This is a genomic window from Coleofasciculus sp. H7-1, from assembly GCF_057473865.1.
Map to the genome: position 1 here is coordinate 24,799 of NZ_JBYCCT010000075.1, position 12,709 is coordinate 37,507.

At 48.1% G+C, this 12,709-nt stretch carries 15 protein-coding genes; 9 read left to right on the plus strand and 6 right to left on the minus strand.

Translation table 11 applies throughout. The features are described from left to right. The first annotated feature begins 260 nt into the window (after positions 1–260). The 8 genes from grpE to AC2VDX_RS21755 all read left to right on the plus strand — a co-directional run bounded on the left by grpE (position 261) and on the right by AC2VDX_RS21755 (position 7,425). On the plus strand, positions 261–1,040 hold the full coding sequence (grpE, locus tag AC2VDX_RS21720) for a nucleotide exchange factor GrpE (protein ID WP_378185255.1): 780 nt from the start codon (positions 261–263) through the stop codon (positions 1,038–1,040). Positions 1,041–1,185: 145 nt separating this feature from the next. After that, on the plus strand, positions 1,186–3,141 hold the full coding sequence (gene dnaK / locus AC2VDX_RS21725) for a molecular chaperone DnaK (RefSeq protein ID WP_378185253.1): 1,956 nt from the start codon (positions 1,186–1,188) through the stop codon (positions 3,139–3,141). A 101-nt stretch (positions 3,142–3,242) separates the two neighbouring features. After that, positions 3,243–4,367, plus strand: a complete 1,125-nt coding sequence (gene dnaJ, locus AC2VDX_RS21730) for a molecular chaperone DnaJ (protein WP_378185251.1) — start codon at positions 3,243–3,245, stop codon at positions 4,365–4,367. Next, positions 4,367–4,642 carry a sulfurtransferase TusA family protein gene (locus AC2VDX_RS21735; protein ID WP_378185306.1) on the plus strand — a complete coding sequence of 92 codons (276 nt, stop codon included), beginning with the start codon at positions 4,367–4,369 and terminating at the stop codon, positions 4,640–4,642. Before dnaJ ends, AC2VDX_RS21735 begins: the two co-directional genes overlap by 1 nt. Further along, positions 4,639–5,775 (plus strand): small ribosomal subunit biogenesis GTPase RsgA, encoded by a 1,137-nt coding sequence (rsgA, locus tag AC2VDX_RS21740; protein WP_378185249.1) that lies wholly within the window; start codon positions 4,639–4,641, stop codon positions 5,773–5,775. The genes AC2VDX_RS21735 and rsgA overlap by 4 nt, the downstream gene beginning before the upstream one ends. Before the next feature lie 17 nt (positions 5,776–5,792). Continuing rightward, complete coding sequence (locus tag AC2VDX_RS21745) at positions 5,793–6,017, plus strand: type II toxin-antitoxin system Phd/YefM family antitoxin (protein ID WP_378185247.1); 225 nt, start codon at positions 5,793–5,795, stop codon at positions 6,015–6,017. After that, positions 6,017–6,151, plus strand: a complete 135-nt coding sequence (locus tag AC2VDX_RS21750; protein ID WP_378185245.1) for a PIN domain-containing protein — start codon at positions 6,017–6,019, stop codon at positions 6,149–6,151. The genes AC2VDX_RS21745 and AC2VDX_RS21750 overlap by 1 nt, the downstream gene beginning before the upstream one ends. A 368-nt stretch (positions 6,152–6,519) precedes the next feature. Next, positions 6,520–7,425: a hypothetical protein gene (locus AC2VDX_RS21755; RefSeq protein ID WP_378185243.1), complete on the plus strand. Its 906-nt coding sequence runs from the start codon at positions 6,520–6,522 to the stop codon at positions 7,423–7,425. A 227-nt stretch (positions 7,426–7,652) separates the two neighbouring features. On the opposite strand, the gene AC2VDX_RS21760 is transcribed toward AC2VDX_RS21755, so the two are convergent. From AC2VDX_RS21760 to AC2VDX_RS21775, 4 genes are all read right to left on the minus strand, one after another. Then, a complete protein-coding gene (locus AC2VDX_RS21760; protein WP_378185241.1) occupies positions 7,653–8,552 on the minus strand; it encodes a class I SAM-dependent methyltransferase in 900 nt (299 codons plus the stop codon). A 127-nt stretch (positions 8,553–8,679) separates the two neighbouring features. Beyond that, the gene (locus AC2VDX_RS21765) at positions 8,680–8,919 is read right to left on the minus strand and encodes a YgiT-type zinc finger protein (protein WP_378185239.1); all 240 of its coding nucleotides are present in this window, start codon (positions 8,917–8,919) and stop codon (positions 8,680–8,682) included. Continuing rightward, on the minus strand, positions 8,888–9,067 hold the full coding sequence (locus AC2VDX_RS21770; protein WP_486928242.1) for a DUF4258 domain-containing protein: 180 nt from the start codon (positions 9,065–9,067) through the stop codon (positions 8,888–8,890). The genes AC2VDX_RS21765 and AC2VDX_RS21770 overlap by 32 nt, the downstream gene beginning before the upstream one ends. Before the next feature lie 74 nt (positions 9,068–9,141). Then, a complete protein-coding gene (locus tag AC2VDX_RS21775; protein ID WP_190413812.1) occupies positions 9,142–9,363 on the minus strand; it encodes a helix-turn-helix domain-containing protein in 222 nt (73 codons plus the stop codon). Positions 9,364–9,523: 160 nt separating this feature from the next. Here AC2VDX_RS21775 and AC2VDX_RS21780 point away from each other — a divergent pair, with 160 nt between their 5' ends. Continuing rightward, on the plus strand, positions 9,524–9,937 hold the full coding sequence (locus AC2VDX_RS21780) for a hypothetical protein (protein ID WP_378185236.1): 414 nt from the start codon (positions 9,524–9,526) through the stop codon (positions 9,935–9,937). 68 nt (positions 9,938–10,005) lie between these two features. On the opposite strand, the gene AC2VDX_RS21785 is transcribed toward AC2VDX_RS21780, so the two are convergent. Together AC2VDX_RS21785 and AC2VDX_RS21790 are read right to left on the minus strand one after the other, a co-directional pair. Further along, on the minus strand, positions 10,006–11,391 hold the full coding sequence (locus AC2VDX_RS21785; protein WP_378185234.1) for a GUN4 domain-containing protein: 1,386 nt from the start codon (positions 11,389–11,391) through the stop codon (positions 10,006–10,008). A 46-nt stretch (positions 11,392–11,437) separates the two neighbouring features. Next, positions 11,438–12,667, minus strand: coding sequence for a DUF445 domain-containing protein (locus AC2VDX_RS21790; RefSeq protein WP_378185232.1), 1,230 nt, complete (start codon positions 12,665–12,667; stop codon positions 11,438–11,440). Positions 12,668–12,709: the final 42 nt, after the last annotated feature.

Here is a 12,709-nt window from a genome sequence, read left to right on the forward strand (position 1 = left end):
TGGCGTGTTTATACGGTTTTCCCACCCAAGCCTGGTTATAAAATTAAGCTAAAAGCCGTAAATAGTATTGGCAGGATGCCTGGGCACACTATGATTCTAAAAAGGGGAAAGTTTTGTGGCGATGCGCCTGTTCTCTCCATCCCTAAGTTAGGGAGCGGTGAGACACCAACCTGATACAGAAGGGGAGGTGGTACTGGCGACATAGACAGGACTACCAATAAAATGAGCGCGAGCAGTCTCTTAACTGGGATGAGAGCCCAATGAACGAGGAAGAAAATCAGCAAGACAATACTTTACCTCCAATGGTTGATGACCAGGCGGTGGCACAGGGAATGGGGGATGAACCATTATCGGAAACGGGAACCGTGAATGGAGAACCTTCATCTGATGCGTCAGTGTATGGAACAAGCCAAACTGATGCGGTATCAGAAGCCGCTGCAACATCCAGAGCAATCGGAGGAGAAGAAAGTAACGCAGAAGCAGCCAGCAACTCAGCGGCTATAGAAGCATTGACGCGGGAAGTGGAGGCTTTAAAAGCGCAAGTGGAAGAACGCACGCAACAGTGTGATTCTTTCAAAACTCAGTACATGAGGATAGCCGCAGATTTTGAAAATTTCCGCAAGCGGACTCTCAAAGAGAAGGAAGACTCGGAGGTGCAGATCAAGTGCGCCACCATTACTGAGTTACTGCCCGTAGTGGATAATTTTGAGCGGGCGCGATCGCAGATCAAGCCGCAAACTGATAGCGAATGGAGCATCCACAAAAGCTACCAGAGTGTCTACAAACAGCTGGCGGACGCTCTCAAGCGCATTGGAGTATCTCCCATGCGTCCGGAGGGTCAAGAATTCGATCCCAATCTCCACGAAGCCGTAATGCGGGAGCCAACGAATGAGTATCCAGAAGGCACCGTGAGCGAACAGCTAGTGCGGGGCTATTTCTTGGGCGATCGCGTCTTGCGCCACGCCCTAGTCAAAGTTGCTGCGGCTATGGAGCCCGTGGTACCCTCAGAGGAAGGTCATCCGCTTTCTGGCGAAAGTTAATGGAGTTTGACGCACTGCATCGACGGTTGGAGGCGTCAGAAATTACAATCAAGTTGATGGAAATTTGGTGCCTGGTCCGAACCATACCAGGCAAACAATTCAACGGCTACTCAACAAATCCTGCACACCTTTACTACAGCTAGCTATGGGAAAAGTCATTGGCATCGACTTGGGCACGACCAATAGTTGCGTGGCTGTTTTAGAGGGGGGTCAACCCATTGTCATCTCTAACACAGAAGGCGGGAGAACGACCCCAAGTATCGTGGGATTTGGCAAGGGAGGCGATCGCTTGGTCGGTCAACTGGCGAAACGGCAAGCTGTCACCAATGCCGAAAATACGGTTTACAGCATTAAACGCTTTATCGGTCGCCGCTGGGATGACACCGAAATAGAGCGATCGCGCGTGCCCTACACCTGTATCAAAGGTCGCGATGATACCGTCGATGTCCAAATTCGGGGACGCAACTACACCCCCCAAGAAATCTCAGCGATGATCCTGCAAAAGCTAAAGCAGGATGCAGAAAACTTTCTCGGCGAACAGGTAGACCAGGCAGTAATCACCGTACCTGCCTACTTCACAGACGCCCAACGGCAGGCGACAAAAGACGCCGGTACCATTGCCGGACTGGAAGTTTTACGGATCATCAACGAACCCACGGCAGCCGCTCTTGCCTACGGCTTGGATAAACAAGATGAAGAGCAGTGCATTCTGGTGTTTGACTTAGGCGGCGGCACCTTCGACGTTTCCGTACTCCAATTGGGTGACGGCGTTTTTGAAGTCAAAGCTACCTCTGGAAACAACCACCTAGGCGGAGATGACTTTGACAACAGCATTGTCCGCTGGATGATCGAAAACTTCAAACAGCAAGATTCCATCGACCTGGGAACCGACAAAATGGCTCTCCAGCGGCTGCGGGAGGCAGCGGAGAAAGCCAAAATAGAACTTTCCAACATGGGCAGCACCTCCATCAATTTGCCATTCATCACCGCCGATGAAACCGGACCTAAACATTTGGAGATGGAACTTTCCCGTGCCCAGTTTGAAGAACTCGTCAACCAGTTGGTGGAAGGTACCATTGAGCCAGTGGCTCAGGCGATCAAAGACAGCGGTTTGACGACCAATGAGATTGACCGGATTATCCTGGTAGGAGGTTCAACCCGAATTCCTGCCGTTCAAGATGCGATTAAGAAGTTTTTTGGCGGTAAAGCACCCGATCGGTCGATCAACCCGGATGAAGCAGTGGCGCTGGGAGCGGCGATCCAAGGTGGCGTCTTAAGCGGCGAAGTCGAGGATCTGCTGCTATTGGATGTTGCTCCCCTGAGCTTGGGCATTGAAACCTTGGGAGAAGTGTTCACAAAAATTATTGAGCGCAACACCACAATTCCCACCACGAAATCTCAAGTTTTTTCCACCGCCACTGACGGACAAACAAGCGTGGAAATTCACGTCTTGCAGGGTGAGCGGGCGATGGCGAAAGACAACAAAAGTCTTGGCAAATTCCTACTAGCAGGAATTCCCCCCGCTCCCAGAGGCGTCCCTCAAATTGAAGTGTCCTTTGAAATCGGCGTTGATGGAATTCTCAAAGTATTGGCTCAAGACAAAGGCACTGGGAGAGAGCAGAGTATCCGGATTAGCAATACCGGCGGCTTGAATGCCAGCGAAGTCGAACGGATGCGGCACGAAGCTGAAACCTATGCCGAAGAAGACCGGCGTCGGATACAAGTAGTGGAGCTGAAAAATCAAGCTGATAGCTTGTTCTACAGCTATGAATCAACGTTGAATGACAACGGGGCTCAGGTTGGCGAGGATCTCAAGACGCAGGCAAATAAGAAGGCTATAGCGGTGCGAGCGGCGCTGGCTAACCCCTCAATCAGTGTTGAGGAGATCAAACAACAGATTGACGATTTTCAACAGACACTGTTTGCGATTGGTGCCGCCGTGTACCAGCAAGCCAGCGGACGGGAGTCACAGGATGATTACGAAAGCCTGGAAAGTGGCATATCCCAAGAGTTTAGTGAGCCTGACTCCACACCCGATGACGACGACTTTAAGTTTGATGACGATAATACCGTTCAGGCTGACTACGAGCCAGTTGACTAAATCAATTAAAAATGAATAATTAAAAATGAAAAATTGAAGAATCTCTAAATTTTTAATTTTTCATTTCTCCTAACCCTTAACCCCTAAAGAAGCAGTGTTCTATGGCCCGCGACTACTATGAAATTCTCGGGGTCTCCCGTGACTCAGACAAAGAGGAAATGAAGCGTGCCTATCGCCGTCTGGCCCGGAAATATCACCCGGATGTCAATAAAGAGCCAGGGGCGGAAGAACGCTTCAAAGAAATTAATCGCGCCTACGAAGTCCTTTCGGAACCAGAAACCCGGACTCGCTACGATCGCTATGGGGAAGCCGGGGTGGCTTCTGGTGTCGGAGCTGGCCCAGACTTAGGCGATATCGGGAACTTTGCCGATATTTTTGAAAGCTTCTTCAGTGGGTTTGGGGGTGGCGTGGGTCAAACTGCTGCTCGCCGACGTAGCGGCCCGGTTCGCGGTGACGACCTGCGGTTAGATTTAAAGTTGGAATTTCGGGAAGCCGTGTTTGGGGGCGAAAAAGAAATCAGGATTCCCCATCTAGAAACCTGTGCTACCTGCAACGGTGCGGGTGCCAAGCCGGGAACGCGACCGCGAGCCTGTCCGACTTGCAGTGGTTCCGGTCAAGTGCGTCGCGCGACACGGACTCCGTTTGGTAGCTTTACCCAAGTCTCAGTCTGTCCCACCTGTAACGGTGAAGGGCAGGTAATTGAGGACAAGTGTGAAACTTGCGGAGGCGTCGGTCGCAAACAGGAGACGAAAAAGCTTAAAATTACTATCCCTCCAGGGGTAGACAATGGAACCCGCCTGCGCGTTTCTAAAGAAGGAGACGCCGGTCTGCGCGGTGGCCCTCCGGGAGATTTGTACGTCTATTTGTTTGTCGAGGAAGACGCAGAGTTTCAGCGGGATGGGATTAACGTCCTGTCAGAGATTAAGATTAGCTACTTGCAGGCGATCTTAGGATGCCGTCTGGAAGTGAATACAGTTGATGGGCCGGTAGAGTTAACAATTCCGGCGGGAACGCAACCGAATACGGTGCTGACGCTAGAAAATCATGGCGTACCCAAACTAGGGAACCCAGTCAGCCGGGGCGATCACCTGATTAATGTAGGAATTGATATTCCCAATCGGATTACGGCTGAAGAACGGGAACTGCTAGAGAAGTTGGCTAAAATCAAAGGCGATCGCACTGGGAAAGGCGGTTTAGAAGGATTTTTGGGAGGATTGTTCAAGTGATAAACAATCCAGCGACTGCAACGGATGTGCCGGACGCTCAGCTGGACTTGCGGGGGACGCCTTGCCCGATTAACTTCGTTCGGACTAAACTCCGCCTGGAACAAATGGCACCCGGCACCTTATTAGAAGTGTGGCTAGATCCGGGTGAGCCAATTGAGCAGGTTCCTGATAGTTTAGCGATGGCAGGCTACACAATTGTAGAGACGCGATTCATTGCGTCTGAAGACCGCACAGGCTTTTTTGCCCTGAGGGTGCGGCGTCCAGCTTCCCTATGAGTTCTGTACCCCCTTCGCTGCCGCCGAGAGAGAAGACGGAGGAGCAATTTTCAGAGTTAATTGGGACGGTGCTGGCTGTGCAGGCGAATTTCTACCAAGTGCGGCTAGATTTCAGCAGTCCGGAGTTGGGAGTTCACACCCCACCCATAACTCCCTTTCTGTTGTGTACTCGTCGGGCAAGACTGAAAAAAATAGGTCAGAAGGTGATGGTAGGCGATCGCGTTCTGATTGAGGAAGCCGACTGGGCAGGTGGACGGGGTGCGATCGCCGAAGTTTTACCCCGCAAAACTGAACTGGATCGTCCTCCAGTGGCAAATGCCCAGCAAATTATTCTGGTTTTTGCCCTGGAAGAACCCACGTTGGATGCCTATCAATTGAGTCGTTTCCTGGTAAAGGGAGAGACTACTGGCTTAGATGTCTGCCTTTGCTTAAATAAAAGCGATTTGGTGACAACTGACCAACTCAACCAATGGCGCGATCGCTTGCAAGGGTGGGGCTACCAACCGATATTTATCAGCGTCCACACAGGCACAGGTCTTGAAGAATTCCAGCATCAGCTGAATCATAAAATTACTATCTTTGCTGGTCTTTCTGGCGTTGGGAAATCGAGCATCGTCAACTATCTCATTCCCAGTATCAATCTGCGCGTCGGGGAAGTTTCCGGCAAACTCAGCCGAGGGCGTCATACTACGCGACACGTTGAACTGTTTGAATTACCGACAGGCGGATTCATTGCAGATACCCCAGGCTTCAACCAACCAGACTTGGATGCGACTCCGGAAGAGTTGGTGCATTATTTCCCAGAAGCACGGCAGCGCTTAGCCGTTGCCCGATGTCAATTTAGTGATTGCCTGCATCGGGATGAGCCGAATTGTGCGGTGCGGGGGGATTGGGAACGTTACGAGCATTATCTAGATTTTCTGAAAGATGCGATCGCTCTTTCTACTCACCTAAACCAACAAGCCGATCCCGACGCCACCCTGAAAATGAAAACCAAGGGTAAAGGGCACAGTCAATACGAACCCAGGTTAGAAGCCAAAAAATACCGTCGTCCTTCTCGTCGTACTCAACAGCAGGCGCTTGACCAAGTGTATCAAGACACGGATTTTTCAGAAAAGATGGAAGATGAATAAAAAAGAGGGTAACAGTTATGCAACAAATCGATCTCGCTGAGGCATCTAAATATCTGCCCAACTTAATCGAGGCGGCACTTCGTGGTGAAGAAGTCACGATCTCGAAAGACAACCAACCTGTTGTCAAATTAGTGCCAGTGTCGCCAGTTAAGCGTCGCCGCCAAGCTGGGAGTGCTAAAGGGTTAGTTACAATATCTGATGACTTTGACGAGACGCTAGAAGACTTCAAGGATTATATGTAATGAGGCAACTGCTGGACACTCATACATTTATTTGGTACGTCATAGACAGCCCTAAACTTAGCACCAGAGTGCGATCGCTAATTGACGATGAAAATAACGAAATTTTGCTCAGTACAGATGTCCTCAAAAAATAAACTTGTAAATCAGAAGTGCTGGTAACTACTGAGTTTATGTATGAAGTTTCTGAGTGCTAGAAAATAACGTTCTTCATCTGAGCAAAAACAAAGTTTTACACTAACGGCTAAAGCCAGCTGCGGCAGATAATACCGAACTAGGCACCAGTGGCTTTCGACCGTCCGCTGCACTGCCGTGTTAGCATGCTGCAATGCAACTATAGCAATCCTATTTGAGTCGTGAGATGCCAGCGCCTCAGATCCCCGACTTCTTGGAGAAGTCGGGGATCTCGCCTTCACGAATCATTTAGGACTGCTATACTCTCAACTTTACCAATAACGTTGCTAAAATATTTTAGTACTAACGTATCTTAACCACGAGTACTTGGATGGCTGCTAACCTAACTATTTACTGTCTCGAAAAGCTGACAGACTATTCTGAGTTTGAGCGTCTTTGTCACGACCTGATGTTTTTAGAAGGATATTCATCTGTTGAGCCGCTTGGTGGTTTCAAGGACAAAGGAAGAGACGCCATACACGTTAACAAATCTCAAGAAGTCACAATATTTGCTTACAGTGTACGTGACGATTGGAAGTATAAGCTCGCAACCGATGCTGCAAAAATTGCTGGTCATAGTCACACCTGTCATGAGCTTGTTTTTATTACGACTTCTCAACCAACAGCAGGTGAAAGAGATAAAGCTATTGCTGATATTTGTAATCAATACAGTTGGAAACTTAAAATATATGGAATTGAATGGCTTAGGCTTCTTCTAGATGTAAAGCATCCTGCAATTAAATTTGAATATCCTCAAATTTTCCCACCAGCTTTATTGCCAATTTCAAACGAAGATAAATTCAAAAATAATCATAAATTATCTAACCATCGTTTGGAAAGTTATGAAACTCTTTTTTATAAAATCAAACTAGCTGTTGGCGTCATCGAAGAACTACTTGAATTAGAAAATTTCTCAATTAAGGAGAAGCAAAGAATTGCATATTTTGTAGGTCTAGAAGTCGCTATGTTAACAGATGAACATAGTTTTTATTTGGATGAGGCAATTACAGTTCACGTTGTAGGCTCATTCGTTGGTCTAGAAGATATTTTTAAAATAGATGATTCCGAAGTTCACCAAAGTGAAATTGAGATTTTTAGAAAAAACATTAGAAATGCTTACAGAATGATTGAATCTGTGAGGAATAGGGGAGAATTAAACCAGTTAATTACGAGTCCTCTTGTGGAACACTACAGATATCTGAAAGAAGAACAGGACGTGAAGGATCAAGTATATTAGTTTCTCGGTAAATAAAAGTTATGCCCTCACGAATAATAATGATGACACCCTACAGGCAATCTTAGGGTACGCGCCCACCGAGAGACGAAGCAGGTTAACTATTATTTAGACTTAGACTGACACAATCTTTCTAACTCCCCTAATTCGGGTAATTATCGGGATGTTTGTTACTCTGGTTACAGTAGAATGTAAAACCCTTGCACCAAAGGAATTTGACCAATTTAGCATTAGCGTCGGGCTGCCCAGTTGCGTCTGTCTACTTTCGCACCGCCTAAAATATCCACGCTTCCAATAATGGTGTTGTCAGAAATGCGCCCATTAAACTGCATTGTTACTAGCTTCCCTTGCTTCGGCTGTGTAACTTTAAAGCTAAGTTGGTCGCCTGTTAATTTTGCCTCAGTAATCGGTATTTCCCCATTGCTCATTCTCACCGTTCCCGTAACTTCTTGAAACTGTTGACGTAGTTGCAGCGTGTAGGGATTTTTGCTCCCGACGGATTGCATATTCCATTGCCAGGTTCCTGTTACCTGTGCTGGAATCACCCAGTAGAAAACTCTGTGAATGCGAGAACCGACCCGCAACACTTCAGTGCGGTCAGGTTTCCATTCCTTCATGTCGAATTGGTGAGAGACAACGGGCGTTCCCGGTTTGAGTTCGCGCAGCAGTTTCGGTCGCAATTGGATGTTAACTTTAGGCAGCAGGTAAAGCGTCACTACGGTAGCGTCACTAAGGTCAGTTTGGAACAAATCTTGCTCGACAAACTTCACGCGATCGCTCACACCTGCTAATCTAGCTTTTTCGTTACTTTCCTGAATCAGTCGGGGGTTAATCTCGAAACCGACACCCTTCGCGCCGAATTGCTTCGCTGCTGCGATAACCAGCCTTCCATCGCCAGAACCCAGATCGTAGACGACATCATCTTTTGTGACGCCTGCCATCTTCAGCATCGCTGTCACCACCTGGTTAGGCGTTGGCACATAGGGCACATCAGTCTGCGATCGCACCCCCTCCGGCAGAGGTGGAGGTTGAGCTTGGGAGACAGGTAGCGATCGCCCTTCTCGCCAGATGAAGAGGCTGCTAACCCCCACACACAACACTAAAAAGCCAAGGATTCGCTTCAAGCGCATAGCATCTGATCACCTTTGTGAATGTGACGTTTCTCCTTATCTTGCCAGAAGCGATCGCTTGTGAACACTTAGATTTGGAGAGAGCGATCGCAAAGCTTATGCCGCGATGATTCGGCTTCTCGCCTCCTTACCTGACTCGAAAAGATTGCCCTATCGGTTGAAAATCTTCTGTCTCTTGACGCTTCAGTTTGGCTCTAATGTTTTCAAATCGCCTAACCGTTTCCACAGAATACAATCTTTCCCCGCAGCTTAGACAAACTTCTGCCGATACTTTTAAAACAGCCGTGTGGTTGCCCCCACGCAGTATTTTCTCTACTTCTTTTTTGACCATACCACTACAAACCGGGCAATTTTCTAATAGCATCATTTGGGTAGTGTTCTATGATTTCGCCATAAAGGACGGAAAAGTAGATTTCATCAAATAAGAGTTGGTCATCCTCTGCTTCTTCATCAGCATGATCTGTAATCCGAACCCGATTCGCTAGGATTGCTGCAATGATGTCGTTGATGTTAATTCATTGCATTATTGTCCACAATTGGTAGTTAGAAGCGATCGCATTTAATCCTTTTAACTTGCCGATGCGATCGCTTATTCCTGCACCACTTCCAACAAATCTTCAATCAACACATCAAAGGTTCGCGCTAACTTTCGTAAAGCAGCTAAGTCAGCCATCACCATTCCCGGCGACACTGCATAAGTTTTGATTGTGCTGTACGACACTCCGGAACGTTCGGAAACTTCCTTCAGCGTCCAGCCCTCTTTGGCGGCAAACTCCCTAATCCGCAACTTTATTAATTCTGTTCTTGACATAGAGTTTAAATTTCGACTAAAATATTTTATCCAGTAAAAAGCGATCGCCCTTTGGCGTCGGAAACTGAAGAGCGATCGCTAATTCCACAAAAACTCCATGATATTGGAGTTAATTCTTATGATATCAAGCTCACAGCCAGGATCAAGGGTTGTTCATCAATTGGCTCGGTTTGTTACGAAAGAAGCGATCGCCCTCCTCCTCAATCTCAACCCCGAACAGATATATCGGATCGACTGCTGGCAATATGTTATCCACGTTGTTGGCAAAGGCGTGAGTACGTTTGTCAGCTATGCGGATCTGCCACCGATTTTAAACGTCGAGACACCCACTGCCAAAGATTTCCTCAGATGGCGCAAGCGTTGGCGAAAGAATCAATATAAAGCCCCCGGCTTTTGGGTAAAATTTTACGAGCAGAAACTACAGACAGTCCCTTCCTTGGCAGAAATGTACAGATGGGGTGAATTGCTGGGCGTCATTAAATCTGTGCTGTCAGAGGCTCAATTGCGGAGGTTGCGGAGTGTCTATTCTCAGAAAAAACAAGCAATGGAAAAGTTTCAAACTCAACTTGTTTAAGAATTCATTTCTAGATATATTGCTAGCCAGCTTCTTCAAAACAAAGCGATCGCTCTTTGTTTATCGGCTTACAAATCGGGACGCGCCAGCAGCGACTCGCCAACCGTTACAAAACAACCCCAGACACCCCCCGAACCCCCGACTCGCCACCCCGGAAGATGTCCGGGGAGAGCATCCGAAGTGAAATTGAGGTCATTCCACCACAACCAAGTTTCGTTAATGTGCCAACCCACGCGATCGCCAAACGTGACAAAATTATTTCCACACTCTTGGTAAATGCGCTTCTGGACACTCAAGCCAAAGCGTCCGTTGCTGTAATTTACCCAAAGAGTATCGATAGTACGTAAATCTTGCCCTGGAAACGATTCGATGTGTTCGTAATCCAGCCACTCTTCTTCGTCCCGATGGGCTACCTTCAGCATAATCGCCGCCGTTTCCAAATCGGCTTCTCTCCACTTCCCTGCTGCCAATAAATCTCGCAATTGACGGTAATTTTCCCCCGCCTCCGGACTCAGATTGTTGTGGAAAGCGTCCAAAGGGACAAACATTGTCGTGGAAAGCGTGGTATCAGGCATAGTGATGACTGATTCAACGTTTCGTATCGGTAACGTCGCCGCATCTTGATTCAGGCTGCTGAAATTGCATAAATCCAACCAAGCTTGCACTGAAGCAGGGCGATTTTCGGGTTCAAACTCCATCCCCAGGAGAATTGCCAGCTCAACGCGATCGCTAATACTAGAATTAATTTGCCTCGGTGCCTCTAAGGGAACTTTCGCAGCCCTGGCAAAAGCCGGAGTCGGACGCTTTCCCGTGAGTAAATAATACAGGGTTGCGGCTAGGGCGTAGACATCCGTATACTCGCCTCGTCTCGCTTCCTCAGCATATTGCTCAATGGGTGCAAAACCGTGAGTTAAGGCTTGAGTATGAGCTTGGGTAGTATCCCGGATAAACTCCCGTGCAATCCCAAAATCAATCAAAACCGCCTCTAATTTCCCAGAACGCAGCATGATGTTGTGCGGCTTGACATCCCGATGCAGCAAACCTTTATCGTGAACGACGGTAAGCGCTTCGCCAATCTGCTGAATGTAGCGCAGTGCTTCTGTTTCCGACAGGAGTCCCCACTTGTTCACCCGCTTCCATAAATCTTCCCCTTCCACATATTCCATCGCCATACAGGGAAGCGAGCCTTCCTGAAAAGCGTTTTCAATCTGCACGATATGAGGGTGACGACACAAAGCGAGACGTAGCGCCTCATCTCGAAAATCCCGCTGAAATTTGTCCCGGAACGAAGCGAGTTCTGGGTTGTTGAGGACATCCTCTTTCAGCGTCTTGATGACAACTTGATTGCCTTTTCTGTCTTTAGCAAGATAGGTAATCCCAACACCACCCTGACCGAGCGGTCTTTCGATGATATAGCGATCGCCGTATAACCTCTGCCCAGCTGCCCAAGCCATAGCTTACCAACGACTCCGAGACGAACCGTGTTAATTTTTGCACACCTTAACGCAGCAACAGCAAAACCCCCTGCAACAAACCCACGACAAACCCTAAGATGCCCCCCAAATTGACAATTGCTTGCAGCTCATTTTTGACGATGCCTTGAATTGCCATTTCCAATTCCGCCGCCGATGTTCCCTTCACTCGGTCAATAATCACCTGATCGATCGACAAAATCGGAATCACTTGAGCCACAATTTTTTCCAGATCCCGCTCCAAATAGCGCTCTAAAATTAAAGCCAATTCTTTGCTAACCACTTCTAAAGAAGCATTCACAGCAGGCGATGTTCGCAGCCGAGCCAGGATTAACTTGGCAATATTTTCCCAGTCCACAGAGTCACTCAATCCCTGCAACAAGTCAGCGCCATGCTCTTGAATATAACTGCGGACGCTGTCGCGCATCGTTTTACGCAACTGGCGCACCGTCGAAACCGGCAAATTTTGTAAAGAGAGATTTTGCAGCCATTCCTGCAAACGTTCTCGAATTCCTAACGAGACAATCAACTCTGTCAAACGTTGATTTGTTTCCTCTTTTTCGTCCAAGCAAAACGTCCGCAGGCGCGTCAGAGTGTTGCGAAGACCAAACAAATTCGCCACCACCCAGTAAGTGCCACTCGTCTTTGCCCGAAAGCCTTCATCAATGACTTGAATATTGCGGTCAGTCAGGAAATCCACCAAAGCTTGCCGCACCATATCTGGTGGTAGCACCACTTGCAATATCCAGTCAGAAAGCTTCTTTGCCTGATCGTCACTCAGCTGAAATTCCAGCAAAACCTTATCAAAAATTTGGTTGAGTTGGACTTCCAGAAAATCCTCGCGGCGGGCTAAAACTTTCAGCAGGCGGGGAAACGATTCACCCAGCAAATCCCGCAGAATTCCCGCCATAATTTTAGCGGTTTTCTGCTCGGCATCGGGTTTGACCTGCTCTAGCGCCAGTCGCAGTAACCAAAGAATCGCCCCTTGCACCCGTTCTGTATGCAGCAGCCGTCGCGCCAGCTTTTGCAATTCCTCTGGCGTCAGCAGCGACCCCATGATCGTGTCGGAAACCCGGTTGGCTAGGCGTTCCTGATTTCGGGGAATCAATCCAGGCGTGAAAGGGACGCGCCGCCTACCGATGTAAAGAGTCCGATAGGGGCGGAATAACATTTTAATGGCGATATCGTTGGTGAAATAGCCAATAATTGCACCAACAATCGGGGGACTGACGTAAAGCCAGAGGTTAGACCAATTCAAGGCGGCGATCCAATTAGGCAGAGGTTACGTTTTAAGGGAAGT